This is a genomic window from Streptacidiphilus sp. MAP12-33 (assembly GCF_041261265.1).
Taxonomy (GTDB): Bacteria; Actinomycetota; Actinomycetes; order Streptomycetales; family Streptomycetaceae; genus Streptacidiphilus.
In genome coordinates this window covers 14,011-38,437 of record NZ_JBGCCA010000046.1, presented here as the reverse complement: position 1 = coordinate 38,437, position 24,427 = coordinate 14,011, and the positions used below count along the sequence as shown (strand labels likewise).

At 71.8% G+C, this 24,427-nt stretch carries 24 protein-coding genes; 17 read left to right on the top strand and 7 right to left on the bottom strand.

All coding sequences use genetic code 11. The features are described from left to right. Positions 1–93: 93 nt before the first annotated feature. Complete coding sequence (locus ABH931_RS34830; protein WP_370122657.1) at positions 94–1,113, top strand: hypothetical protein; 1,020 nt, start codon at positions 94–96, stop codon at positions 1,111–1,113. Between the two features lie 48 nt (positions 1,114–1,161). On the opposite strand, the gene ABH931_RS34825 is transcribed toward ABH931_RS34830, so the two are convergent. Then, entirely contained in the window at positions 1,162–2,136 is a 975-nt protein-coding gene (locus tag ABH931_RS34825) for a NucA/NucB deoxyribonuclease domain-containing protein (protein WP_370122655.1), read from the bottom strand. Positions 2,137–2,332: 196 nt separating this feature from the next. Next, the gene (locus tag ABH931_RS34820) at positions 2,333–2,920 is read right to left on the bottom strand and encodes a hypothetical protein (protein WP_370122652.1); all 588 of its coding nucleotides are present in this window, start codon (positions 2,918–2,920) and stop codon (positions 2,333–2,335) included. A gap of 152 nt (positions 2,921–3,072) precedes the next feature. On the opposite strand from ABH931_RS34820, the gene ABH931_RS34815 reads away from it, so the two are divergent. After that, the gene (locus ABH931_RS34815; protein WP_370122650.1) at positions 3,073–3,672 is read left to right on the top strand and encodes a hypothetical protein; all 600 of its coding nucleotides are present in this window, start codon (positions 3,073–3,075) and stop codon (positions 3,670–3,672) included. Positions 3,673–3,758: 86 nt separating this feature from the next. Here the strand turns inward: ABH931_RS34815 and ABH931_RS34810 are convergent, their stop codons facing one another. Then, positions 3,759–3,980: a hypothetical protein gene (locus ABH931_RS34810; RefSeq protein WP_370122647.1), complete on the bottom strand. Its 222-nt coding sequence runs from the start codon at positions 3,978–3,980 to the stop codon at positions 3,759–3,761. A 1,039-nt stretch (positions 3,981–5,019) separates the two neighbouring features. Between ABH931_RS34810 and ABH931_RS34805 the strand changes: the two genes are divergently transcribed. The 15 genes from ABH931_RS34805 to ABH931_RS34735 all read left to right on the top strand — a co-directional run bounded on the left by ABH931_RS34805 (position 5,020) and on the right by ABH931_RS34735 (position 22,098). Next, complete coding sequence (locus tag ABH931_RS34805) at positions 5,020–6,453, top strand: FrbG (protein WP_370122644.1); 1,434 nt, start codon at positions 5,020–5,022, stop codon at positions 6,451–6,453. Continuing rightward, entirely contained in the window at positions 6,446–8,311 is a 1,866-nt protein-coding gene (locus tag ABH931_RS34800; RefSeq protein ID WP_370122641.1) for an aminotransferase class I/II-fold pyridoxal phosphate-dependent enzyme, read from the top strand. The genes ABH931_RS34805 and ABH931_RS34800 overlap by 8 nt, the downstream gene beginning before the upstream one ends. A 9-nt stretch (positions 8,312–8,320) precedes the next feature. Next, positions 8,321–10,501: an amino acid adenylation domain-containing protein gene (locus ABH931_RS34795; protein WP_370122638.1), complete on the top strand. Its 2,181-nt coding sequence runs from the start codon at positions 8,321–8,323 to the stop codon at positions 10,499–10,501. Positions 10,502–10,512: 11 nt separating this feature from the next. Next, positions 10,513–10,797 carry a phosphopantetheine-binding protein gene (locus tag ABH931_RS34790; protein WP_370122636.1) on the top strand — a complete coding sequence of 95 codons (285 nt, stop codon included), beginning with the start codon at positions 10,513–10,515 and terminating at the stop codon, positions 10,795–10,797. 27 nt (positions 10,798–10,824) lie between these two features. Beyond that, positions 10,825–12,144 carry a condensation domain-containing protein gene (locus tag ABH931_RS34785; protein WP_370122634.1) on the top strand — a complete coding sequence of 440 codons (1,320 nt, stop codon included), beginning with the start codon at positions 10,825–10,827 and terminating at the stop codon, positions 12,142–12,144. After that, positions 12,137–13,603 carry an MFS transporter gene (locus ABH931_RS34780; RefSeq protein WP_370122631.1) on the top strand — a complete coding sequence of 489 codons (1,467 nt, stop codon included), beginning with the start codon at positions 12,137–12,139 and terminating at the stop codon, positions 13,601–13,603. The genes ABH931_RS34785 and ABH931_RS34780 overlap by 8 nt, the downstream gene beginning before the upstream one ends. Then, positions 13,600–14,550, top strand: a complete 951-nt coding sequence (locus tag ABH931_RS34775; RefSeq protein ID WP_370122629.1) for a 3-oxoacyl-[acyl-carrier-protein] synthase III C-terminal domain-containing protein — start codon at positions 13,600–13,602, stop codon at positions 14,548–14,550. The genes ABH931_RS34780 and ABH931_RS34775 overlap by 4 nt, the downstream gene beginning before the upstream one ends. 43 nt (positions 14,551–14,593) lie before the next feature. Continuing rightward, a complete protein-coding gene (locus ABH931_RS34770; protein WP_370122626.1) occupies positions 14,594–14,851 on the top strand; it encodes an acyl carrier protein in 258 nt (85 codons plus the stop codon). Then, entirely contained in the window at positions 14,835–16,292 is a 1,458-nt protein-coding gene (locus ABH931_RS34765) for a class I adenylate-forming enzyme family protein (RefSeq protein ID WP_370122624.1), read from the top strand. The genes ABH931_RS34770 and ABH931_RS34765 overlap by 17 nt, the downstream gene beginning before the upstream one ends. Then, positions 16,289–17,350: a glycosyltransferase family 2 protein gene (locus ABH931_RS34760; RefSeq protein WP_370122621.1), complete on the top strand. Its 1,062-nt coding sequence runs from the start codon at positions 16,289–16,291 to the stop codon at positions 17,348–17,350. The genes ABH931_RS34765 and ABH931_RS34760 overlap by 4 nt, the downstream gene beginning before the upstream one ends. Next, a complete protein-coding gene (locus tag ABH931_RS34755; protein WP_370122618.1) occupies positions 17,347–19,308 on the top strand; it encodes a haloacid dehalogenase-like hydrolase in 1,962 nt (653 codons plus the stop codon). Before ABH931_RS34760 ends, ABH931_RS34755 begins: the two co-directional genes overlap by 4 nt. Positions 19,309–19,400: 92 nt before the next feature. Beyond that, a complete protein-coding gene (locus tag ABH931_RS34750; protein WP_370122725.1) occupies positions 19,401–19,718 on the top strand; it encodes a signal peptidase I in 318 nt (105 codons plus the stop codon). Between the two features lie 70 nt (positions 19,719–19,788). After that, positions 19,789–21,048: an ATP-grasp domain-containing protein gene (locus ABH931_RS34745; protein WP_370122615.1), complete on the top strand. Its 1,260-nt coding sequence runs from the start codon at positions 19,789–19,791 to the stop codon at positions 21,046–21,048. Positions 21,049–21,184: 136 nt separating this feature from the next. After that, the gene (locus ABH931_RS34740) at positions 21,185–21,424 is read left to right on the top strand and encodes a hypothetical protein (RefSeq protein WP_370122613.1); all 240 of its coding nucleotides are present in this window, start codon (positions 21,185–21,187) and stop codon (positions 21,422–21,424) included. Continuing rightward, complete coding sequence (locus ABH931_RS34735) at positions 21,424–22,098, top strand: restriction endonuclease (RefSeq protein WP_370122610.1); 675 nt, start codon at positions 21,424–21,426, stop codon at positions 22,096–22,098. Before ABH931_RS34740 ends, ABH931_RS34735 begins: the two co-directional genes overlap by 1 nt. Positions 22,099–22,175: 77 nt before the next feature. Here ABH931_RS34735 and ABH931_RS34730 read toward each other — a convergent pair whose 3' ends face one another. The 4 genes from ABH931_RS34730 to ABH931_RS34715 form a co-directional block, all read right to left on the bottom strand. Then, complete coding sequence (locus ABH931_RS34730) at positions 22,176–22,766, bottom strand: vitamin K epoxide reductase family protein (protein WP_370122608.1); 591 nt, start codon at positions 22,764–22,766, stop codon at positions 22,176–22,178. Continuing rightward, positions 22,766–23,611, bottom strand: a complete 846-nt coding sequence (locus ABH931_RS34725; protein ID WP_370122605.1) for a thioredoxin domain-containing protein — start codon at positions 23,609–23,611, stop codon at positions 22,766–22,768. Before ABH931_RS34725 ends, ABH931_RS34730 begins: the two co-directional genes overlap by 1 nt. Positions 23,612–23,750: 139 nt before the next feature. After that, the gene (locus ABH931_RS34720; protein ID WP_370122603.1) at positions 23,751–23,954 is read right to left on the bottom strand and encodes a cold-shock protein; all 204 of its coding nucleotides are present in this window, start codon (positions 23,952–23,954) and stop codon (positions 23,751–23,753) included. Positions 23,955–24,065: 111 nt separating this feature from the next. Further along, on the bottom strand, positions 24,066–24,326 hold the full coding sequence (locus ABH931_RS34715) for a hypothetical protein (protein WP_370122600.1): 261 nt from the start codon (positions 24,324–24,326) through the stop codon (positions 24,066–24,068). Positions 24,327–24,427: the final 101 nt, after the last annotated feature.

Sequence of the window (24,427 nt, the reverse complement as noted above, 5' to 3'; positions counted from 1 at the left end):
ATGCCCGGGTATGCCCACCGGTGCCCCTCCCCCGCCGTGGCCGAAGACGTGGTCAACGATCGACGGTCCGCACCCAAACGACTAGGCTTTTGCATGAGCATGCAAATGGTCTGCGTTCGGGCTCGTCAGCACTCGCGGGGGGATGCCAGATTGATACGGCTCGGTCTGTCGACGGTTGATCTGGAGCGGGTCAGGGTCGCCGACGTGCCCGACTTCGGGCAGGAGCTGGCGCTGGGTGGGGATCAGCTGGCCGGCCGGGCCAGCACCCGGAGGCTGGCGGCGTGGCGGCTGGAGGTCGCCCGTGGTTGGAATCCGAGCCACAGCCGGTTGTTCGATCTGTACGCGAGTGTCTACATTCCAGCCTTCTTCGCCCCGGCGGCCGATGCGGCACCGTCCGGGATCCGCCCTGAATGGCCGCCGGCCACCGCTCACTTGAGGGACCTGGCCCGATCCGGTGCGCTGACTCCGTTCACCCGCGCGCTCGCCGACGGCCATGCGGGGGCGGTGAACGCGCTGAACCGCGCTGTCGGCGACTTCCGAGCCACCGGTCTGGAGCCCTACCGTCGGAGGATCACCTCTGCCGTCGCCACCGCGTCAGCCACGGCGAGCGTCCGCGCGGTGCTCGGTGGGAGCGGCGACATGCTGAACTCCCTGCATCCGTCGATACGGTGGGACGGTCGCAGGCTGTACCTGAACACTCTCGTCGACGCCGAGGAGTCGCTCGAAGGGCGTCCGCTGATCTTCCAGCCCACAGCGCTGGCCGGCCGAATCGCGTTCGATCCGCGGGCGGACTCGGTCACGGTCATCTATCCCGCGACAGTGGACTCCATCACGCGGGACCCCGAGCTCCGAGCTCCGGCGCCGGCCTTGGTGTCGCTCCTGGGCGCGACAAGGGCGGCGGCACTGGTTGCCGTGGTCAGGACACCGACCCTGACCACGGGACGGCTCGCGGTGACGCTCGGGGTTTCCGCCGCGGCCGCCTCACGACACGCCTCCGTCCTGCGCGATTCCGGGCTCATCGCGACGGTCCGCGACGGCCAGTCGGTCCACCACGCCCCGACCCGGCTCGGCGCCGACCTCGTACACGGAACGGCAGCCCAGCAACCCGCCTGACGCGCGCCGGTCCAGGCACAGGCACCGGGCACCGGGATCCGCTCTCGGTCAGACGGTGACGCGGAAGGCGTCTCCGGATTGCAGGATCGAGGTGGCGTTCAGCACCCGGTTGTCGAAGTAGAAGTTCTTCAGGAGTGCCCCCTGGCTGTCGTTCTCCCGTTGGGGGACCCAGGCGTAGCCGTTGCGGGGCCCGTTCCCGCCCTCGGCGGTGGTGGCGAAGGGGTACTCGTCGCAGGACGGCTTGTTCTCCTCGTTCGACAGGGGCAGGGGCCAGCCCTTGGGGGGCCGCCACTCGGCAGGCAGCTTCGCCCTGCCGCACAGCGCCCTGCGGTTGATGTCGTCAAGGTAGCTGTTGCGGTGCAGTACCTTCGGCGCGCCCTTGCCCTGCAGGCTGCGGATGCTCTGGGAGATGAATCTCAGTTGGTTCATGGTGGTGATCGTCGGGATGAAGTCCGGCACGACGCAGCCGGCCCGGCGGCCGTTGAACAGGTCGTCGCAGCGGATGGGGGTGTTGGCGCGCACGGCGAAGGCCCAGGGGGTCGCGCCCGCCATCTCTCCGGTGAAGATGAACAAGGCCCGGCTGGTGTCCACTGTCCGTGTGGTGTTGGTGAAGTGAATGGCACCCTTGATGTGATAGCCGAGGATCACAGGCCCGGACACGATGCCGGAGGAGGAGCACGGACTGCCGCAGGTGGCGGTGATCTGGTCGAACATCCCGGCCGCCGTCGGCGACATGCGAGTCGTCACGACGTCGATCTCGGCAGTGTAGGTGTTGCTGTTGGTCGCGGTGCGCCAGGTGAGAGTCCCCTCTTCCAGGGCGACACCGATCACCCCGCTGCCGATCCTGACCTCGACCAGACTGTGGATGGACTCGCACGAGGTCGTCCGGGAGTCCTCGCAACCGGCGGCCCTCGAGACCGCTCTGTCATCCGAGAGTTGAATGCGTCCAGAGGCTCGGGCGGGTGGAGCCGAGACCACTGCGGGCGCCAGAGCCACCAGGGTCAGGGCCAGGCTCGCGAGCATGCACGTGAGAATAGGACGATGTCTTGACATCGGTCTCCCTTCGTCTACGAAGGGAGACTATGGGGGCGGGTTCGTCGCGTCCGGGAGGCGCGCATCCGCAACACCGGTCGTGCCGGTATGCCTGATGGTGACCCCGCATGCATGACACTGTCGACGCTGCGTGCGTGTGACCTGGGGGAGAGAGCCGGGGCGCGTGTCAGGACGCGAGGGGGGCGATCTTGGCCAGTGGTCCGCTCTTGGTGGTGCCGTTGGTCATGGTGATGGTGACGGTGCCGTCCGAGGCCTGCTTCTTGTTCGCGACGGGCCACCACGCGATCCAGCGTCCGTTCTGGATCAGTGCCTTGGCGGCGTGGCCGGCGCTGGTGACGGTCACGTCCCGTACGTCGGCGCCGGTGAAACCGCTCGCGTAGGCGGTGACGGAGGCATCGCCGAACGCGCCGGAGGTGTCCAGGACGACGGCTTGGCCGGGCAGGGAGACGGGACCACCGGGGGCTGGGTCGACAGCCTCGGTGAGCCCGGCCCCGTGGCCGTCGGTCACGCACAGCTGGAGGTTCACCCCGGCGGACCAGATCTCGGCGCGGCTCGGGTCGGAGCCGCCTGTCAGTAGCGTCAGGTGGTGGTCCGGGTCCAGTCCTGCGGCTTGGAGGTGCTGGCTGCACCAGGTGGCGCCGGCCGAGGCGGTACTGCTGCCCGTGTGGTCGGAGGCGGCGTACCAGCCCAGCCCTGCGGCCAGGGTGACGGCCGTGGCGATGGCGGCCAGGAGACGGGAGTTGCGTGCTTTCACCCAGCCTATTCCCCACCACCGTCCGGGTCCGGGGCAACCCCTGGCCGGGGGGTACGGGGGTGGGAAAAGGACCCGCCGAAGGAGGGGGGACGAGGCGAATTGACAGGTGGAAGGCTCGCCCGGACATCTCCACCGCTGATGGGAAGAGCGTTATGCGCATCACCAAGAAGCTCGCCGCCGGCGTCGCCGGCCTGGCGATGGTCGCCGGTGTGTCCCTGGCCGGGGCCGGTAGCGCCTCGGCCAACACCGCTGTCGGCTGCGGCACCTCGACGGCCCCGATCCTGGTTTCGCACCCCGTCTCGATCATGGACGACGGCAACCGGCTGGGCCAGCTGTACCTCGGCTACTTCGCCGACTGCAAGGGCGTCTACGCCGAGATCCACTGGGACTTCGGGCCGACGGCCCCGGTGCAGCCCAACCAGGCGGGCGAGGGTGGCATGTCCGTCTACCGTCCTGCCGGCACCGTCTACGTCGAAGGCGAGAACAAGGACGGCTTCCCAGGGACCACCTTCGCCAAGGACCACCTGGACGGCACTTTCACCACCTCGCCGATCGAGGACATCCACCACAACCGCTGGGGCGGCACCTACGCTGCCCCGCTCAAGTTCCTCCCCGACGTCGACCTGACGGTCTACGAGACCGACACGGGCTGGCACCAGTCCACCAACTGCACGAACAAGCACATGTGGGGCAACTGGCACACCTTCTCCGACGGTGGCTGGGGCTCGGGCATCTACCTGTCCTGCACCTGACGCCCGCTGAGCAGCGCGCCTGCCTTGAGGAATTGATGGGGCAGGCGCGCTCGTGTTCCCACCAGCTCGTGTGGCATGAATGTGCGTCAGGGCGTCGCGCCCAGGGTGATCAGTGTCGCGCTGAATGCTGGGAGTGCCACTCGGCAGGCTTGCGGCGGGCGCAGGTGATAGGCGGCGAAGAGGTTCGGTTCGTTCTCGCAGGCGAGGGCGTCCAGTCTGGGCCCCAGCGCGGCGGCCACCTCGGTGGCGTCGGCAGCGGCAGCGGCCGCAGTCGGGGTGGGTCCGGCCAGGTTCTCGCTGTAGAGCATGGTCCAGTCGGCGGCGTTTGCCAGTCCTCGGAGGCCTCCGAGCGCCGCAGCGTCCGCTCCGGCGTAGAAGCGGTCGACGGAGTTGCCGCCGAAGCGCAGTTGGCCCGGCCCCAGGTTGCGCAGCAGTTGGGGCAGGTTGCCGTGTCGTCGAAGCGTCCGCTGTTCACTCCTCCGCCGGGCGCCTGTGATTCGAAGGACAGGCCCAGGAAGCCCGGACCGATCCTGCCCTGCGGTGGGCCGTCGTCGACCACGACCACGGCCTGAACGGCGCCCGACGCCTGCTGCGCGGCGGCGGTCGCCGGCCCGGACAGCAGCCAGACCATCCCCAGCATGGCCGAGGTGTCCTTCCTGGCGCGGATGGCTGCACCTGCGACCCGCCCGCGCACGATGTCTGCCCCGACTGCGACGGGCGCGGCTACCCCGACGAGGACCTGGACCCGGCCACCGACATCGGTGCCTATCTCCTCGCCATCCTCGACGGCCTCACCTGCCCAACCTGCCAGGGCGCCGACGGCCATGTTCCCCACAGCGCGTACTGCCCGGTTCGGCAGCGACCCCAGAACTGACACGAACCCGTCGGCGGCCCCGGCCCGGAGTCCTGAGAGACGGATCACCGGAAGAACGCCGGGGTCATGAGCGCCGCGCCGCGCCAGCGCAAGGCGTGGCCGCAGGTTGGCACACGGTCATGTGAACCGACGAGGAGAACGTCGGTGCTGAGCCGGCGGCTTGGCGATCCGTCATCCCTTCCACGCAGCCCAGTGCCGAGATCTACTCGTTCACCCTGGGGCGGTGGTGGGCCCCGGGCTCCTTCGCTCAACCGGAGAAGGCCGTGAACGGGCGAGCGGGGCCAGTAGGGGACTCGTGGGGGACGAGATGGGCAGCCGCCCCTGTGCGGAGCATGCCTGGCAAAAAGGTGCAAACACCGGAACTCTGGCATTCTTTGCATCCAGAATATGAGACGTCTTGACGGTGAACATCTGGGGGCTGGTACGGTCCAATCAAGATCCTCGCGGGGGAGGTATTCTCATATTGCATACGTGTGCGCTCCATCTTTTCTGACCAATTTTGGCAAAAGGATCCAGAGATCTTGCACAGCAATTCATTCGGCCTCTCTGTGCCGAATCCAAAATACGGGCTCGTGATCTGCGGGGGCGGCCCGGCCGGAATCGGCCCCATTCTTGCCGCGGCGCGGACCGGACAGCTGAAAGAGCTGCTCGACCTCGGCGTCCTGCTGGTCGAACCGGCGCGTATCGGCCCTGGTGCACTGCGGCGACACCAGATCGTCGCGAACTCGCTGGGGGGCGCCTTCCTGGAATGCCTGGATGTTCTGGACGAACTCGGATTCCGGGGAGTCCGGAATTCCAGGCCGACACTCGAGCTCGTTCGCCACGCTGACGAGTATCCGCCACTCTCGGTGGTCGCAGATTTTCTGGAGCTCGTCGGCGACTATGTGTGGCGGCTTCTCCGGGACCACCCGTCCTGCGCTGTGCTGACCGGTGCAGAAGTGCAACGAATTGAATTGCATGAGAATCTCGGCCTGGATCTCACAATATGCCGTCTCAGTGACCGGACCACCAAGGTGGTGCGCGCGGACCGTGCCGCCCTGGTGATGGGCGGAATGCCACTGCATGTCGAGGGTGCCGTCGAGGTGGCGCCGGGGCTGATGGTCGACCGCTCGGATCCCCGAGTCTGTCATGCCCATGAGATGATCGCGGGGGCGCGACCCCTCCCGGAATCCGGTCGGGTCGTCGTCCTGGGTGGCTCGCACAGCGCCTGGTCCGTGGTCCGACAGCTGACGCGGGGCTCCTCGCAGCCGGACCGTGAGGTCACCGTGCTGCACCGCACGCCTATCCGGCTGTACTACCCGTCGGCGCAGGCCGCGCACGCGGACGGCTATCCGTTCGATCCGGACGTGGACGTGTGCCCGCTCAGCGGGCGAGTCAACCGCTACGGCGGCCTGCGCGGCCCGGCGAGGGAACTGGCCCGTGCCGCACTCGGCCACGAGACCGGCCCCGCGGGCCGGGTGAGGACCCTCCAGGTACCGGTACAGGTACAGGTGCAGGGCGCCGACAGCGCCGCAGCGGCCCGCGCCGCACTCGCGGCGGCCGACGTGATTGTCCTGGCCACCGGCTACCAGGCGGCCCTGCCCGAGCTCGTCGACGCCCAGGGACAGCCGATCCGGCCGGCCGTCGACGCGACCGGCACCGTGGTGTCGTCGCGCGTCCGGCTGGTCGACGCCAACGGCACGGAGTACCCGCAACTGCTCGGCTACGGCCTCGGAGCGGGCCTGCCCGCTTCCACGGTGGCCGGAGGCGAGGCGAGTTACCACCGAAGGGCCGACGGGGTCTGGCTGTACCAGAACGACATCGGGGACCTCGTCGTCGACGAGCTGCTGCATCCCGCGACCGCCGCGCCTCTGGCGTCCTGCGCTTCCGTATCCGCTTCCACGCCCCGGCAGGCCACTCATGCATGACACAACTTCGGCTCCGCGCAAGGCAGTCGTCCTGGCGGCAGGGACCGGCAGCCGGCTGGGCGCTCTGGGGCCCAAGCCGCTGACGCTGGTCCACGGGCGTTCGATCCTGCACCGCTCGCTGGACAACCTCGCAGCCGCAGGCGTGCTGGAGACCGTGATCGTCGTCGGCCACCAGGCCGACCGCATCCGCTCCGCGATCGGGGCCGAGCACGCGGGCATGGCGATCACCTACGTCGAGTCGGACCGGTTCCGGGAGACGAACAACGCCTACTCCCTGTGGCTGGCGGCCGAGCACCTGAGCGAGGACGTCTATCTCGTCGAGGGCGACGTGGTCTTCGACCCCGCCCTGCTGTTCGAGCTGGAGAGGGTGCCGGGCGGAGGCGTCCTGGCCGTGGCGCCCTGGAGGCGCGGACTCAGCGGGACCGTCGTGGCCCTGAACACGGACGGCCGGATCGAACGCTTCCTGGTCGGCGCGCAGGAGGCGGAGGTCCTGGAGAACCTCGGTCCGGTCTTCAAGACCGTCAACATCTGCCTGCTGCGCGGGGACTTCCTGCGCACGCAGTTCCTCCCCCGGCTGGAGGCGCTGATCGGCGGCGGAGGCACGCAGTCCTACTACGAGGTCGTGCTCGCCGAGGCGGTTCACGAGGGCGCGGCGGAGTTGGCGGCGGCGGACTGCCGCCACCTGTCCTGGTTCGAGGTGGACGACCTCACCGACCTCGACGCGGCCTGCTACCTGTTCGGCTCCGACGACGAGCGCCTGGACTTCCTGCGCAAGCAGTACGGGGGTTACTGGCGCCACGACGTCGTGGACCACCGGCTGCTGTACAACCTGTACTTCCCGCCGGACCGGCTGATCGAGGAGCTGAAGGCCGACCTGCGGCCGGCCGTGGTCCACTATCCGGTGGGGCATGCGGCGCTGCAGCGACTGCTGGGCGCGGTGGTGCGCCAGCCCGCCGAGTGCCTGGTGATCGCCAACGGAGCCTCGGAACTGATCAAGATCCTTGGCCGGACCCTGGGCCGCGTGGCCCTGGCCGTGCCGGGGTTCAACGAGTACGAGGCGGTGTTCGACGAGGCGCAGATCGAGCGCATCGAGCTGCAGGCCCCCCTGTTCGAGCTGGACGTCGCCGCCTTCACCGCCCAGGCGCGCGCTGCGCAGGTCGACGCGGTGGTGATCACCTCGCCCAACAACCCGACAGCGATGGCGGTTCCGCGCGCCACGCTGGTGCAGCTGTGCACGGCGCTGGGTGAGCACGGGACGACCCTGGTGGTGGACGAGTCCTTCGTCGACTTCTGCGAGCCGGGCCAGTCCCTGGAGAACGAGATCCAGAACTTCCCCAACCTCGTGATCGTCAAGAGCATGAGCAAGGCCTACGGCATCGGCGGCCTGCGCCTGGGCTACCTGCTGGCGCAGCGGCAGGCGGCGCACAGGATCCGGGAGCAGCTCCCGATCTGGAACGTCAACGGGCTGGCGGAGTCGTTCCTGCGCCTGTTGCCGCACTACCAGGCGGACTTCCGCGACAGCTGTGCTCTGGTGCGCCGTGACCGGCAGGAGTTCAGCGCGATGCTGGACCGGGTGCCCGGCCTGACCGTCTTCCCGTCCGACGCCAATTACCTGATGGTGCGTCTACCGGAGGGCGCCGACGGGCCGTCGGTCTGCCGTGAGCTCTTCGCCGGGCACGGCATCCTCACCAAGCACTGCGGCGGCAAGTCCATGCGTGACGGGGAGCAGTTCCTGCGGATCGCCTGCCGGGGTGGGGCGGAGAACCAGGCCTTCGCCGACGCGCTGGCCGCCGTGCTGCGCGCCGCCACCGATGCCAACCGTCTCGTGTCGGCACAGCCGGCCCTCTCGGCAGGCTGAGGCGACCCGATGACCACAACTCGCACGCTGCGGCCGGCCGAGGGCGCCGAACGGCCCCCCGCCGCTTTCACCGTCGCTCTCGCCACCCTGCTGCACCGCTTCCTCGGGCGGGAGCTCACCGTCCGGCTGACCACGGCCGACGGTACGCGGTCCGGTGGCCTGGCGGCGGTGGCCGACGCCACGCTGATGGCCCGCACCTTGGCCGAGGTCGTCGGGGACGGCGCGACCGAGGCCGGCACGGCGGACGACGAGCCCGAGCTCCACGTCCTGTTCGAGGCGGCCGAAGGACCGACATCGCGCATGACGGTCGAGGTGGCCGAGCACCTGGACGACGGGGTGCTGACCGACCTCGCGCTGGCACGGGTGGAGCACCTCCTGGCCGAGGCCGCCCGCCATCCGGGTCTGCCGCTGGCGCGGCTCAGTGCGGTCACACCGCGGGATCTGGTCCGGCTGGCGGAGCTCTCCGCCCCTCCGGCCGGGCCCGAGCCGCGTCCCGGACTCCCGGAGCAGCCCGTCCACGCCCTGGTGGCGGCTGCCGCCACGGCGCGGCCGGACGCCGTGGCCGTGGCGGAGGGGGAGCGAACGGTCAGCTACGGCCAACTCCTCGCGGACGCGGAGGCGGTCGCCGCGCGACTGGCCCGGGCCGGTGCGGAGCCCGGCACGCTGGTCGGGCTCATGGCCGACCGCGGCATCGCCGCAGTGACGGCGTTGCTCGCGGTCTCGATGACGGGGGCGGCTGTGCTGCCGCTGGACCCCGCGTATCCCGGACCCCGGCTCGCTCACATGCTGGACGACTCGAGGATCGTCGCGGTGCTGGTCCCGCCGCAGCACCGTGACCGCCTGCCCCAGGGCCTGCCGGACGTCGTGCGGGTCCTTGACCTCACAGCCGGTGGCACCGGCGGCACCGGTGTCACCGGGGCGGAGGACAGTTCGACGCCTGGGGCGCACCCGCAGGCCGACTCCCCGGCCGGCTCGACCGAGGGCTCCCCGGCCGGCTCGACGGACGGCTCCCCGGACGGCTCGACGGACGGGGCGGACCCGGTCGGCTGCGGCCCGGCCGACCTGGCCACGGTCATCTTCACCTCGGGATCCACCGGGCGGCCCAAGGGGGTGGAGGTCACCCACCAGGGCATCACCCGGCTGGTCGGCGACAGCACCGTCATCGGGATCACCGAGGACGACGTGGTCCTGCAGTACGCACCGCTGACCTTCGACGCGTGCCTGCTGGAGATCTGGGGAGCGTTGGCCCGAGGAGCCCGTCTGGAGATCGCTCCGCCGGGACCGCTGGGCCTGTCCGAACTCGCGGACGTCATCCAGGAGCAGCGCGTCACCGTCCTGTGGCTGACTGCCGGCCTGTTCCATCAGGTCAGCGAGTACGAGCCGCAGTGCCTGGGGTCGGTGCGCCGGCTGTTCGTCGGCGGGGACGTCGTCTCCCCGCACCACGTCCGCCGCGTGCTGGACCGCTGGCCGGGCCTGGAGGTGGTGAACGGCTACGGCCCCACGGAGAACACCACCTTCACCTGCTGCCACCCGATGCGGGCGGAGACCGCGCCGACCGGCACCAGCGTGCCCATCGGCCGTGCGGTGCACGGGACCGGCGTCCATCTCCTGGACGACTACGGGCAGTTGCTGCCCCCGGGGGTCCCCGGCGAGCTGTGTACCTCCGGTGCGGGGCTGGCTCGCGGCTACGCCGGCCGGGCCGACCTGACCGCCGAGCGCTTCGTCACCGCCACGACCGGACCCCTGGCGGGGGTCCGGATGTACCGCACCGGTGACCTGGCCGTCCATCTGCCGGACGGTGCGCTGGACTTCCTCGGCCGGCGCGACCTGCAGGTCAAGGTCAACGGGTTCCGTGTCGAACTGCCGGAAATCGAGGCGGCGCTGCTGGCCTGCGCACCGGTCCGGCAGGCCTGTGTGTGCGCCGAGCCGGACGGTCTCGGGGGCAAGCGCCTCGCCGCCTTCGTCGTCGTCCAGCAGGCCGACGCGCTGGGCGACCGTCAGCCCGTTCGGGAGGCCGCCCTGCACCTGCGCGGTGCGCTGCGTGAGCAGTTGCCCGCCTACCTGGTCCCCGCCCGCATCGAGGTGCTCGACGCGCTCCCGCTGACCGCGAACGGCAAGGTCGACCGGGCCCGCCTGACCGCCGCCACCAGCGCGGCCCCCGCTGCCACCCACGCCGCCACCAACCAGTGATTGGACTGTCCGTGAGCTCCACCGAGTCAACCGAGTCATTCGACGCCGAGCGGGTCGCCGTTGTCGTCGCCGGCATCTGGGCCGAGGTCCTGGGGACCGAGGTGATCCCCGAGGCGGACTTCTTCCTGCTGGGCGGTCACTCCCTCCTCGCCACGCAGATGATCGCCCGCGTGGAGCGGTCCCTCGGGGTCCGGCTCAAGCTCCGGCACGTCCTGGACCACCCCGAGCTGGCCGCGTTCACCGATCTGGTCGCCGGCCTCGTCCAGGATGCCGACCTGTCGGCCTCACCCGCGTAACCCCGTCCGAGAGGTCCGAGCACCGAGATGTCCGCGCAATTCGACCTGCCGACGCTGAGCTACCAGCAGGGTCGGCTCCTGATGGACGAGCACGCCCAGCGGGAGCAGCTCCCCTCGCTCCGCACCATCGCCCAGGCCTACCGGATCGAGGGTCCGTTCGACGAGGCGGCCCTCGCCGCCGCCCTCACGGCGGTCGCCGCCCGTCACCAGGCGCTGCGCGCCACGTTTCCCACCGACGCGTACACCCAGACCGTGCACGAGGGCGAGCCGGTGCCGGTGACGCGGGTGTCGGTGGCCGCGCAGGGCGATCCGCGACTGCGCGAGGAGGAGGCGCTGGCGGCGGCTCGCCGGGCCGCCGTGGAGCCGTTCGACACCGCCCGCGGTCCGCGGCTGCGCGCGACCGTGATCGAGCTGGCCCCGCGGGAGCGCATCCTGGTCCTGGCCTTCGACCACCTGGTGCTCGACGCCTGGTCGCGGAGCCTGGTGCTCGGTGAGCTGACGCACTGCTACGCGGCTGCCCGTGCCGGACACGAGGCCGCTCTGCCGGAGGTGGAGTACAGCTACGCCGACCACGTGCGCCAGCAGCAGGAGTTGCTCGGCGGACCGGAGTACGGGCGACTGCTGGACTACTGGTCCGGGACGCTGGGGGTGGGGGGAGCGATCCCCGTACTCGGCGTCGGGCGTGCCGCTGCGGGCACCCCCGTCGGCTGCGGCACCCAGGAGGTCGAGGTCCCGACCGCGGTCGCCGAGGGGCTGCGCGGCCTGGCCGCGCGCGAGCGCAGCACGCTGTTCCTGCTGGTGCTGTGCGCCCTCCAGCTCGCGCTGGCCGCACGCAGCGCACGGTCACGGCAGGCCACGGCGGTCAACCTCTACAACCGGGACCGGATCGGCACCGAGCGGCTCGTGGCCCCCCTGGCCGAACTCATGGTCGTCTCCACGGACCTGGACGGTGCGGGCAGCTTCCGTGAGGCGCTGCGGCGGGTCCGCGCGGCCACCCTGGACGCCCAGGAGCACGCCGAACTGCCCTACCCCGAGCTGGTCAAGGCGCTGAGCCCGGAGCTGTACGCACGGCCGGACGCCCCGGTCGGGGTGGTGCTGAACATGCTCTACGCGGAACTGCTCGACGAGCACTTCCGGCCGCCGGACACCCACTGCCGGCCGTTGGTGCTCGACCAGGCCCCGGCCCGGCCGCGCAGCGAGCTCATGATCGTCGGCCGCACGGGGGCGGGACGGCTGACGCTGGCCGCGCGCTATCAGCGCGACCGCGTCGACGACGCCTTCGTGGCGGACCTGCTCGCGGAGGTCTGTGGACTGCTGACCGAGGCCGTGGAGTCGGTCCATGTCTGAGTCGCCCACGTCGCCACCCCTGACGCGACGGCAGGAAAGGCTGCTGATCGGGGCCTTCACCGTCTCGTCGGCGGGCGACTGGATCTTCCGCTTCGCCCTCCCGCTCCTGGTCCTGGCGCGCAGTGGGTCCGCCCCGCTCGCCGCCTTCACCTACGCCGTGGAGTTCGTCCCCTACCTGGTGGTGGGGTTCGTCAGCGGCGTGGTCGCGGACCGGGTGAACCGGCGTCGCCTGCTGGTCGCCTGCGACTCGCTCTCGGCCGTGCTGACCGGTGTGCTCGCCGCGTTGTGCGCGGCCGGTGCGGCCACGGTGCCGGTGGCCGTGGTGGGCGCGCTCCTGCTGTCGGCCGTGCGTCCGTTCCAGTTCCCCGGGTTCCAGGGGTTCCTGGCGGAGCGGACGGCCCCGGAGCGCCGCCTGGGCGTGAACGCCTGGCTCCAGAGCACCGACAGTGTGCTCAGCCTGCTGGGGCCCGCCGTCGGTGTGGGCGTGATCGCGGGGCTGGGCACCGCCTGGGCCTGTGCGTTCGACGCTGCCTCCTTCGCGCTGTCGGCCGCGCTGATCACCTGCATCCCGGCCGCTCGGCGGGCAGGGGCGGCCCTCGGCAGCATCCGGGCGGCCGCGCGTGCCATCGGTCCCGATCTGCGGTGCGGGTTCCGGGTCCTGGCCGGTGCGCCGGTGGTCCTGTGGGGAACCGTCTTCCTGACGGTCACCAACTTCTGCGTGATGGCGGTCGACGCCAACCTGCCCTACCTGACCTCCCGGCAGCCCGGTCACGGTCACACCGCCCTGGCTCTGGTCTTCGCCGTCCAGGGCGCGGGTGCCGTCGCCGGGGCCGTCGCCGGTGCGCGACTGCTGCCCCGGCTGGGCATCGGGCCGCTCCTCGGGCTGGGGATGACCGCGATGGCCCTGGCCCTGCTCGCTCCGGCCCTGTCCCGGTCCCTGCCGGTCCTGGCCGTGGCCTTCCTGCTGAACGGTCTGTCCGCCTCGGTGATCGTGGTGCCCTGGCGCAGCTACCGCATGCAGGTGATCCCCGACCAGTACATGGCACGGGTCGTCACCGTGCAGCGCACCGCCGGATTCGCGCTCAACCCGGTGGGTGCTCTGGCGGGCGGCTGGGCGCTCGGGGCTCTCGGCGCGGGCCCGCTGTTCCTGTGCGCGGGGGTGCTGCAGGCGCTGGTCGCCGTGGCCACCTGGCTGGGGCCGGCCGCCCGGCGCAACGCCCCGCCGGCGGTCCTCGCCCCGCCCGGACCAGTCCCCGCCAACGCCGACGCCGCGGTCCCCGACGCCGCGGTCCCCGCGGCCGCTGTGCCCGCCGACGGCGTCGCCGCTGGCACCGTCGCCTCCAGCGCCGTCGCCGCCGGCAGCGCCCCCGTCGCGCCTGCCGCCCCCGCCCCTGTCCCCGTCGCGCCTGTCGCCTCGGCGGCCGGGCACGTTCCGTCGCCAGAAAGCAGCACCCCATGACCGACCTCTACTTCGTGCCGCTCGGCACCGCGCTGGGCGCCTCCGTCGACCTGGAGGACCTCCCGGAGCTGGACGCCGAACAGGCGGCCCGCTACCGCTCCTTCGGTTACGAGCGGGTCAGGGTCACCGACACCGACCCCTTCGCCCTGTGCGCGGAGGCGGCGCTGGCCGACCCCGCCTTCGAGGCCCACCGCGACAAGGTCGACCTGCTGACCTACGCCATCGAGCCGCTCGTCCAGAGCAGCAACAACTGGATGCTGAACCAGGCGCAGTGGCAGGTCCCGGACATCCGCTGGCTGGTCCAGCGCCTGGAGGTGAACCCCGAGCGCATCGTCGGCCTGTCCATGTACAACTGCGCCACCTTCCTCAGCGGCCTGGACCTGGCGGCGATGGCGATCCGCTCCGGAGCCGCGCGCACCGCGCTGGCACTGGTGGCCGGCGTCTCCAACGAGCACAGTCCGCGGATCCCGCACGCCTTCCACATCCAGAGCGACGGAGCCACCGGCTTCCTGGTCACCCCGGACAGCGCAGCGGGCGGCTACCTCCTGCGGGCCCACGTGCTGGACTTCGTCAATCCGGGGGAGTTCCGCGACCTCGACGGCACCATCGACGAGTCGCGCTACTTCTCCCTGAAGGCCCTGAAGATCCGGTCCATGGTCGAGCGCCTGCTGGCTGCCGCCGGGTTGCGGCCCGACGAGATCGACCACGTGTTCGTACAGAATCTCGGGCGCGAGTCCATGCTCAAGTACGGACGGCTGTGCGGGGTGAACCCCGACCGCGTGTGGCTCGGGACACTCGCCGACAACGCCCACGTGATCGGTATCGACAGCCTGGTCAACCTGCACGCCTACCACCGCACCCGGCCCAGTGGCCGTCCCGGACGGCTCCTGGTCCTCGGGACCTCCGGCATGAGCTGGGGCGGCATGGTGCTGGAGCACCAGGACTGACCACCGCCCCCGCCGCCCACCTCCAGCCGACCACGGGAACACCATGCACCTCGACGAGCGCGCCCAGAACCTCATCGCGGCCTTCCGCGAGATCGCGCACCTGTCCGACGACACCGGGATCGACCTCGACTCGGACGTCAGCGCCCAGCCCGACTGGGACTCGGTCTGCCAGATCGAGCTCATCGTGAACGCCGAACAGATCTACGGCATCCGTCTCGGAGAGGACGACCTGCGCGACTGCCGCACCCTGGCGCAGTTCGTCACGGCGGCAGAACGGCGGACCCATGCCGACGCACGGTGACGCCGCACCGGGCCCGCTCTATCGGGCGGTGCGGGCCCACGCCCTCGCCGCGCCCCTGCGGCCGGCCCTGATCCACGACCAGGCCACCCTCTCCTACGCCGAGTTGGTGGCGGAGGCCGACCGGCGCGCCCAGGACCGGGCGGCCGCCGATCCCTCCGACGAGGGCGGCCAGGACCGAGCCGCTGCCGGCACCGTCGCCGATCCCACCGACGCCGGCGGCCAGGAACGGTCCGCGCGGCGCCCCTGGACGGTCGTGCACGGCCACGACAAGCTCGACTTCACCCTGAACTACCTGGCTGGCTCACGCCTGGGCGCATCCCTGGTGGTGGCCCAGGAACCGGGCACCGCGCAGGCCCTCGCCCGGACCCTGACCGCGGCCGAGGACCGGGTCGCGGGCCTGCGCCTGGCCGCGCCCGAGGCCCTGTTCACCTCCGGCAGCAGCGGCCGCCCCAAGGCCGTGCTCCTCGACGGCGAGCAACTGGTGGTCAAGGCGGGCCACATCAACGCCTTCCTGGGCAACACTCCCGCGCAGACCGAGGTCCTCAGCCTGCCGCTGCAGCACTCCTTCGGACTGGGCCGTCTGCGCTGCGCCCTCACCGCAGGGCAGAGTGTCCACCTCGTGGAACCCCTCGGCTCACCCGAGGAACTCCTCGACGTGGCGCAGCGGTACGCCTACGCGGGCCTCGCCTGCATCTCCTCCACGGTCAAGGTGCTGCTGGACCGCTACCGGGCCGCCCTGGCCCGGACCGCTCCCGTGATCGGGTACCTGGAGATCGGCAGCGAGCCGCTCGAGCCCGCCTTCCGTCAGGACCTCGCCCGGCTGCTGCCGACCACCCGGCTCGGCCTGCACTACGGCATGACCGAGTGCTCGCGGGTCGCCATGACCGACCTCCACACGCCCGCGACCGACACGACGGCCGGCCGTCCCATGCCGGGCGTCGAGGTCTCCATCGAGGCCGGCACCTCCCAGATCCTGGTCCGGGGAACGGCACTGCTGCGCGCCTACGCCGACCAGGACGGGCTCACCGAGATACCCGCGGGCCACTGGCACCCCACCGGCGACGTGGGCGCCCTGACCGACGACGGCCGCCTCGTGGTGGAGGGAAGACTGTCGAACATCACGAAGATCCTGGGCCGGAAGGTCTCCCTGGACCTGACCGAGCGCACCCTGGACAGGCTCGTCCCCGGCGCACGAACGGTGTGCGTGGCCCCGGAACTCGTCCCCGGTGTCGCGACGCTGGTGGCCGTCATCGAGTCGGGCGCCGCCGAACTGCCCGACCGGGCGGCCCTGCACGCGATGCTGCGGGAGGAACTGCCCGCCCACCAGGTGCCGCGCCGCTTCCTCCCGGTCCCCCTGCTGCCGAGACTGCCCAACGGCAAGGTCGACCGGACGGCCACCCTCGCACTGGCCGGGACCCACGGCCGCGACGGAGGTCGGTGACCGTGCCCGCCGTCAGCATCTGCATACCCGTCTACAACCGCGTGGAGCAGTTGGAACGGGCCCTGCGGAGCGCCCGCGCGCAGACCTTCGCCGACCTGGAGATCGTGGTCGTCGACAACGCCAGCACCGACGGGAGCCACCAGGTCGCGCTGCGCCACGCCGCCGAGGACCCGCGCGTCCGCGTCGAACGCAACGACACGGTCCTGGACAAGCCCGACAACTGGCGTCGCACCGTGGCCACCGCCCGCGCCCCCTACCTGGTGCTGCTCTTCTCCGACGACTGGCTCGCGCCCCAGGCCGTGCAGCGGCTGTACTCCGCACTGGACGGGCGCCCCGACATCGCGTTCGCGTACTGCGGCATGACCTGGCGGCTGGGTGAGCAGACCGTACGGTGCTACACCGCGGCGCGCCCGAAGGACCTCGGCTCCACCGAGTTCCTGTACCGCTCCGCGACCCTGGCCGACCTCGTCCCGGTCACCACCTCGTGTGTCCTGCTGCGGACGGCCGACGCCAGGGGGCTGATGCCCGAACGCATCCCCTCCCGCCTCGACGACGACACGCACACCATCGGCATCGGCTACACGGGCATGCTGCTGTGGCGCTGCGCCCTGCGCTACCCGCTGGTCCACCGCGTGGGCGAGGAGCTGGCGTTCACGGCCGACCAGAGCACCGGCGAGCAGAACTCCCGCACCCGCTACCGGGACCGCTACGAGCTCCTGTGGTGGGGGCACCGCAACGCCGTAGCCCACTTCGTCGGCGCCGACGTGCACGATCCCGCGCTGCGCCTGCGGCTCACCAGCGCCCTGTACGTCAACACCGTGCCGCTGCGCCCCGGTGGGCCCGCCGTGCACGGCGCGACCTTCCGCCGGCTGTTCCCCGGGTTCGGGCCGAGCCGGCTGCGGCTGCCGGGGCTCCGCCTGCTGCCGTGGGTCCTGTACCGCCTGCTGCGCGCCCCGGACCCGGTGGAGATCCTCGGCCCGCGGCCACGACGCCGGACCGCCCCGCCGCGCCGACCCCTCGCTCCCCGTCGAACCCCCACCTCCGGAGCCGAACAGTGAACATTCTCATCCTCAACCGGTCAGCCCTGCTCAACCGGCCTTACCGGCAGTGGCTCGGCGACGAGCACCGGCTGACGCTGCTGACCGACGCCCGGTCGGTCAGCGCGGCACCCGAGCTGCGCGAGGAACAACTGGGCGCCTACGACCACACCGTGGTCTACGAGTCGTTCCACGACAACAGCGACGTCGAGCTGGAGGTGCTGCGGCTGCACCGCAAGGAGCCCTTCGACGCCCTGGTCGCCCTGGGCGAGTTCGACCTGCTGCGCACCGCCCGGCTGCGGGGGCTGCTGGGACTTCCCGGCCAGAGCGTCGCCAGCGCCGAGGCGTTCCGCGACAAGCTCGCGATGAAGGACCTGCTGGACGCCGCAGGCGTGCCGGTCACCCGCTACGCCGCCGTCTCCCACACCACCGACCTGCTGCGGTTCGCCGAGACCCACGGCTACCCGATCGTGGTCAAGCCCCGGCGCGGAGCCGGCTCGGTCGGGGTCACCGTGCTCCGCGACGACGACGAGACCGCCCGGTACATCACCGAGTCGCCGCTGCTGGGCCGCGACGACGACGCCCAGCTCCTGGCCGAGGTCTACCTCGACCACGAGCTGTTCCACGTCGACGGGATCGTCGTCGACGGCACGCCGCTCCTGGTCTGGCCCTCCAGCCACGGTGACCAGTCCTGTCTCTCCCCGCTGCAGGGGGTGCCGCTCAGCAGCACCATGCTCGAGGCCGACGACCCGCGCACCGGGCCGCTGCGCGAGCTCACCCTCGCCGCCCTGGGCGCCCTCCCGCTGCCCGGCACCTCGATGTTCCACGCCGAGGTGTTCGGCACACCCGGCCAGGGCCTGGTCTTCAACGAGGTCGGCTGCCGGATGGGCGGCGGGCGGATCGAGGAGTCACTGATCCAGGGCTTCGGGATATCCCTGCCGGAGGTCTACGTCAAGGCCTCCGCGGGCCGCCCCCACCCGGCCGTGCCCGCCGCTCCGGAGCACACCGGCGGCTTCGTGCTGTTCCCGCCCCGCCCCGGCCGGCTGGTCTCCCGGCCGACCGAGTGCGACGTGCCGGGCGTGGTGAACTTCCGGGTCAACGCCGAACCCGGGACGGTGCTGAACGCCGCCGGCCAGAGCACCGACGCCTACGCCTCGGCGCTGATCCGGGCCGCGGACCGCGCGCAGGCCCTGCAGGCGGTCGAGCGGCTGACCGCCTGGGTGGCCGCGGAGACCGTGATCGAGCCGGCCCGGGAGACTCCCACCCGCCTGGTGCTGTGGGACCTCGACCACACCCTGCTGCACCCGGCCGGCTTCGGCCAGACGGCCATGAAGGCCGCCTTCGAGCGGCTCTTCGGCACCGCCGCGCCCACCGGCATCCCCGCCTCCGGCCGCACCGACCGGGCGATCCTGAAGGACTACCTGGAGCAGGGGGCGCCGGACAGCCTCCACTACCAGGACGCACTCCAGGGGCTGGCCTGCGCCCTCGCGGAAGAGCGGGCCGGGACGTTCACGGCGAACGGCGGCCACGCCCTGCCCGGCGCGCTGTCCGCGGTGGCGGCCCTGGCCGAGCAGAGCGGCGTCATCCAGTCCGTGCTCACCGGGAACCTGCGCCGGATCGGGCAGATCAAGCTGGACGCCATCGGCCTCGGGAGCGGAGGGCTGGACGCCGCCGCGACAGGAGCCCGGCTCGACGTCTCCGTCGCGGCCTTCGGGGACGACCACCTCGTCCGCGCGGAGCTGCTGGACCTCGCCCGTGACCGGGCCGAGCGCAGCTACGGCACCACCTTCAAGGGCCAGCAGGTAGTGGTCGTCGGCGACACCCCGCTGGACGTGGAGGCGGCCCACGCGCGGGGCGCCCTGGCCGTCGCCGTGGCGACCGGCGCCTACACCGCCGACCAGCTCGCCGAGGCGGGCGCCGACCTCGTCCTCGCCGACCTTCGTGAGGTGTCCGCGCTGGTCGCGGCGGTGACCCGATGATCGATGCCGACCCGACGACGGACGCCGGCCAGGTGGCGCCTGTCCCCGCCGGCGCCACGGTGTACGTGGGCCATGCGGCGAAGGACGCGGCCATGGACCGGGGCTGGCTGCTCGGCCACTTCAAGGAGGCCGGTGACCCCCGGCACAGCGCCGACGTCGAGATCAAGTGGGGGGTCCACCCGGCGGGTGACGAGCGGGCCCAGTGGGTGAGGGGCGAGCGGCGCACCGCGCTGCTGGTCCTGATCAGCGGGCGCTTCCGGGTCGAACTGCCCGGGCGCAGCGTGCTGCTGGCCCGGCAGGGCGACTACGTGGTGTGGGGCGAGGGCGTGGACCACTCCTGGTACGCCGAGGAGGACTCGGTGGTCCTCACCGTCCGTTGGCCCTCGGTCGCCGGCTACCGCGTGGACTGAGCGGCGGCCCGGCGCCGAGCGCCGGACCCCCGCGCCCTGCACTCGTACTACAGGAAGAGGAACATCCTTCGTGTCCGAGCACGTCCTCGTCGTCGGCACCGGCCGCGACTTCCCCGCCCGCATCCGCGGTCTTCGATCCGGCACCCGAACCACCGTCATCTGTGACGTGGCCTACGTGGGCCGGGTCGCCGACCCCGGCGGCAACCACCGCGTCATCGGGGTCCGCGGCGACGCCCCCATGCAGGAGTGGGTCGATCTGGCCGCCGCCGTGCACCGCAGCGACCCCTTCACCCGGATCGGGTCCTTCGGCGAGCGCGACCAGCACCCCTACGCGGCGATCGGCCAAGCCCTCGGCCTGACGGCGCACAGTCGCGACACCGTGGCCCTGGCGCACGACAAGGAAGCCATGCGCCGCCGACTGCGCGAACGCGGTGTGGACGCCACCGCCTCCGCCCGGGTGGAGGACGTCGGGGCACTGCGTTCCTTCGTCCGCGACCACGGTCTGCCCTGCATCGTCAAGCCGGTCTCCAGCTCGGGGAGCGCCGGCGTGACCAAGGTCTGCTCCGAGGGTGAGCTGGACGCCGCCTTCGCCTCGGCGGGCGGCAGCTACCTGGGGATCGACAACCCGGGCGTGCTGGTCGAGGAGTTCCTCGAGGGTCCGCAGTTCAGCGTCGAGGCGTTCTCCGAAGCCGGCGAGCACCAGGTGGTGGGCATCACCGGCAAGTACTCCGACCCCCGCACCTACGTCGAGCTCGGGCACGTGACCCCGGCCGAGCTCCCCGCCGGGCAGCGGGAGGAGATCGAGGACCACCTGGTCCGGGTCCTCGACGCCCTGGGTGTGGAGTTCGGCCCCACCCACACCGAGATCGTCCTCACCGAACAGGGCCCCCGGCTGATCGAGACCCACGTGCGGATGGGCGGCGACCGTATACCCGAGCTCACCCGGGACGTCACCGGCGTGGACATCGACGACTGCGCCGCACGCCAGACCCTGGGCGAGAAGGTCCTGCCCGACATCCGGACCCAACTCACCGCGTCCGCGCGCACCGAGAAGGCCTCCGCGATCTGGTTCTCCGCCATCGACGCCTCGGGGATCCTGGAGGCGATCCACGGCCTCGAGGCCGCCCGTCAGCTCCCCGCGGTGACCGAGGTGGTCCCTCTCACCTCGGAGGGCGCCCAGGTCGGTGCACCGACCACCTCCGAATCCCGGCTCGCGTACGCGCGGGCGCTGTCGGACACCCCGCAGGCCGCCGTCGCGGCGGCCCGTCAGGCCACCGAGTCCCTGGAATTCCAGCTGAGGGTACGGCCGCGGGAGCCCCGCACGATCTGAGCGGGGGCGCCCCACGCAACCAGCGGGCCGGGGCCGTCGGCGGAACCCTCAGCCCGCTCTGCGAGTATGTGTTGACGGATTGTCAGTTGCCTCTGCTGTACTGATACGCACACGCCAAGATGATCAGGGGGCGGCTGTGGTCCATGTCCGGGCCTATGCGAGACGCGACGGCACGCAGGTACGCGAGCACACGCGCTCGGCGCCGACGTTCGCGGCGACGGGCGGAGGCACGGGCCTGCTCATCCTGCTGGCCATCCTGTACGGCTTCGCGACGCACAACATCGTGAGGCACACGCCCGGGGCGACGGATCCGGGCGTGCGGCCGGCCGCCGTCACGATGCCGCTGCCCGCGCACACACACCGGGCGCACGGCTGATGGCGGCCCGACGGCGCGGCCGCGCCCGCAGGCGCTCGGTTCCCGGGGACGCCGAACTGTTCGCGGTGCTGGCCGCGCTCGCGATCGGCGGATACGTCACCTGGCTCGCGGTCCACTGGCTGCTGGGGCACTGGTGGATCCTGGTCGTCACCGGGGTGCTCGCCGCGGGCGGAGGCCTGTGGGCGTTCGAGCAGCGCCGCCAGGGCCAGGCCTGGGCCCGGCTGCACCAGGGTCAGCTGCGTGTGCAGCTGTCCCAGCTCGACGCGATGCGCCACGACCGCTTCGAGTACGCCATCCGGGACCTGATGCGCCGCGACGGCGCCGAGGCCGAGCGCACGGGCGGCGGCGGGGACCTGGGCTGCGACGTACTGGCCACCGACCCGTTCGGCCGGCGGTGGGTTCTTCAGGCCAAGCACCGCCGCGACGGCCTGGCCGGCTCCCCGGTCGGCACCCCGGACCTCCAGCGGCTCAACGGCACCGCCCGCCCGGTGCACAGGGCGGACATCGTCGTTGCGGTGACCAACGGCCGCTTCTCCTCCAAGGCCCTGCCCTTCGCGAAGGACCAGCGCATCCACCTGATCGACCGGGGCCTGCTCGCACAGTGGGCAGCCGGGCCCCAGCCCCTGTGGGAGCTCCTCGACAAGCTGCCGCCCCCGCGCCGCCTGGCCGGCTGACGGGCTGACCGCCGTGCGGAGGTCTGCGCTGGCGGGCGTCACACTCGACCGGCCCCGGCCCCGGCCCCGGCCGCGTTTCAGCCGAAGCGGGCGTAGACGAGGATCGTCAGGGTGCCGTAGAGCAGGACGGGGACCGTCCAGTGGAACTCACGGGCCAGCCGGACCGCTGACCGCAGCCGTCCGTCCACCGGCGCGTACAGCTCCGCCGTCCGCAGCACCGCGTACCAGGCAATGGCGAGCGTCACCGTCCAGACGACCATGCACCACGGGCACAGCGCCCCGATCACGTACAGGCACTGCGAGGCCAGCCAGAGAGCGAAGCCCGCGCCGCCCGCCGCCCCCGCCGCGAGCCCGAGCCAGATCCGGCGCGGCAGCAGCACCCCGGTCAGCAGCAGCGCGCCGAGCGCCGTCAGGGCCGCGAAGGCGGCGATGCCGAGGACGGCGTTCGGGAAGCCGAGCAGCTCGCCCTGCCAGGCCTTCATCACGTCGGTGCACGAGAGCACGGAGTTGATGCCGCAGCCAGGGTGGAAGTCCGGGTTCCGCAGCAGCTTGATCTGGTCGACCGTCAGCACCGTCGAGGCCAGCAGCCCCAGCGCCCCGCCGAGCGTGAGCAGGAGCGCGAACGGGCGGGACGCACCCACGGTCGCCCGGGCGGGAGACGGGGTCATCAGCGGGCGAGCTCCTTGGCGACCAGCTCGTCGAACTGCCCTGCTGTGACCGGCCCCTGCGCACTGGGCAGGACGTTCAGTCGCCTGCCGTCCAGGAAGACGGCGGGGGTTCCCTTGGATTCCTCGGGCAGCTCGGCCGCCGTCCAGGCCTTGCTCAGCGAGTCGACGGCGGCTTTGCCGGCCTGCTGCGCCCAGGGGACGTAGGTGCCCGCCTCGACGGCTTGCTTCAGCGCCGCCTGGTCCAGTCCCGGCACCTTGGCGGCGAGGGCGAGCAGCTTCGAGTTGTCGGCGAAGACGTCGTCCTGCTCCTGCGGCTGGTTCTTGTAGAGCTCGGCGTGCAGGGCGGCGAACTGCGCGGTCCCCTGGTTCAGTGCTGCGCCCAGGGCGTTCAGGGCGTTGGTGGAGCCGGCGGGCGTGTTCCCGTCCAGGAAGGTGGCGATGTGGTAGCGGATCTTGTAGTCGCCTTTGTCCGCGAGACGCTGCATCTCCGCCCCGAGCGCGCGCTCGACCTCCCCGCAGAAGGGACAGCGCGGATCCTCATAGACGTCGAGGGTGTGCTCGGCGTCGGCCTTGCCGTAGACGATGCCGGTCGTGTCGGTGGCGTGCTCCGGCACCACCAGCGGGCCCGTGGCCGCCGACGCGACGGCGTTCGCACCCCCTGTGCCGTCGCTGCCGGAGTGGCCGACCGCGAAGGCGACGCCGCCGATCAGCGCGAGCACCAGCGCCGTCCCCCCGGCCACCGTCGCCTGCCGCCTGCGCCGCGCGGCCTTGGCCTCCGCGGCCCGCGCGGACTGGATCCGGTCCCGCGCATGCGGGCGCTGTCGCTCTGAGCTGGTCCTTGGCATTCCTCCAGCCTCGCCGCGCGCCCGCGCGCGGCGAAGACCCCGGAGGTCATCTCGTCGAGGGACGCAAGTCCCTCGCGCGACGGCGGCCCCGGCCGCCCGCTACGGGGATGGGCGGCCGGGGCCTTGCGCGTCGCTGGGTTCAGATCACGCGGATGCTCTGGGCCTGCGGACCCTTCTGGCCCTGGCCGATCTCGAACTCCACCCGCTGGCCCTCTTCGAGGGCCCGGTAGCCGCCGCCCTGGATCTCGCTGTAGTGGGCGAAGACGTCGGGGCCGCCGCCGTCCTGCTCGATGAAGCCGAAGCCCTTCTCGGCGTTGAACCACTTCACGGTGCCCTGCGCCATGTTTGTCTCCCGTTCGGGACGAGGGGCCGACTGCTGCCGGTCCCGGGGGTGGTCGCGTCCTCGAACAGCAGATGAGGCGGTACGGCGGACAGCGAGCCTGCAAAGATCACGCTACCGGTTTTCGGTTCGGTGAGCTCGGGAGAACCGCCGGAGTGTCCACTGCACGAGAGCGACGCCGCAGGTCCGGCCCCGATGGTCGGCCACCTCGAACAGGGTCCGGGTGCGCAGGGGCGGCGGGGGAGCGCCGTGGACGAGCAGGTCCACCAGGCCGTGCTCGGCGTCGGCGAACACCGAGTGGTGCCAGCGGGAGAAGAGCACCGTGGATCCGGGTGACTGCTCGAAGACCCGCCCCAGCAGGGCCCCGCTGAGCACCGAGACGGTGTGGTCGGTGCCCGCGAGCCGGAACGCCCGTGCCGCCGTCGCGGGGTCGAAGGCCTCGCCGGAGAAGACGTGCTCAAGGCGCGGCAGCGCCT

What these genes read in the sequence shown, in the direction of transcription:
- ABH931_RS34765 (WP_370122624.1), top strand. Translation starts at nt 14,835, where the DNA reads ATGCCGACGCACGGTGACGCCGCACCGGGCCCGCTCTATCGGGCGGTG.
- ABH931_RS34770 (WP_370122626.1), top strand. Translation starts at nt 14,594, where the DNA reads ATGCACCTCGACGAGCGCGCCCAGAACCTCATCGCGGCCTTCCGCGAG.
- ABH931_RS34830 (WP_370122657.1), top strand. Translation starts at nt 94, where the DNA reads ATGAGCATGCAAATGGTCTGCGTTCGGGCTCGTCAGCACTCGCGGGGG.
- ABH931_RS34775 (WP_370122629.1), top strand. Translation starts at nt 13,600, where the DNA reads ATGACCGACCTCTACTTCGTGCCGCTCGGCACCGCGCTGGGCGCCTCC.
- ABH931_RS34795 (WP_370122638.1), top strand. Translation starts at nt 8,321, where the DNA reads ATGACCACAACTCGCACGCTGCGGCCGGCCGAGGGCGCCGAACGGCCC.
- ABH931_RS34785 (WP_370122634.1), top strand. Translation starts at nt 10,825, where the DNA reads ATGTCCGCGCAATTCGACCTGCCGACGCTGAGCTACCAGCAGGGTCGG.
- ABH931_RS34810 (WP_370122647.1), bottom strand. Translation starts at nt 3,980, where the DNA reads ATGCTCTACAGCGAGAACCTGGCCGGACCCACCCCGACTGCGGCCGCT.
- ABH931_RS34720 (WP_370122603.1), bottom strand. Translation starts at nt 23,954, where the DNA reads ATGGCGCAGGGCACCGTGAAGTGGTTCAACGCCGAGAAGGGCTTCGGC.
- ABH931_RS34735 (WP_370122610.1), top strand. Translation starts at nt 21,424, where the DNA reads ATGGCGGCCCGACGGCGCGGCCGCGCCCGCAGGCGCTCGGTTCCCGGG.
- ABH931_RS34780 (WP_370122631.1), top strand. Translation starts at nt 12,137, where the DNA reads ATGTCTGAGTCGCCCACGTCGCCACCCCTGACGCGACGGCAGGAAAGG.
- ABH931_RS34750 (WP_370122725.1), top strand. Translation starts at nt 19,401, where the DNA reads ATGGACCGGGGCTGGCTGCTCGGCCACTTCAAGGAGGCCGGTGACCCC.
- ABH931_RS34825 (WP_370122655.1), bottom strand. Translation starts at nt 2,136, where the DNA reads ATGCTCGCGAGCCTGGCCCTGACCCTGGTGGCTCTGGCGCCCGCAGTG.
- ABH931_RS34800 (WP_370122641.1), top strand. Translation starts at nt 6,446, where the DNA reads ATGCATGACACAACTTCGGCTCCGCGCAAGGCAGTCGTCCTGGCGGCA.
- ABH931_RS34725 (WP_370122605.1), bottom strand. Translation starts at nt 23,611, where the DNA reads ATGCCAAGGACCAGCTCAGAGCGACAGCGCCCGCATGCGCGGGACCGG.
- ABH931_RS34730 (WP_370122608.1), bottom strand. Translation starts at nt 22,766, where the DNA reads ATGACCCCGTCTCCCGCCCGGGCGACCGTGGGTGCGTCCCGCCCGTTC.
- ABH931_RS34815 (WP_370122650.1), top strand. Translation starts at nt 3,073, where the DNA reads ATGCGCATCACCAAGAAGCTCGCCGCCGGCGTCGCCGGCCTGGCGATG.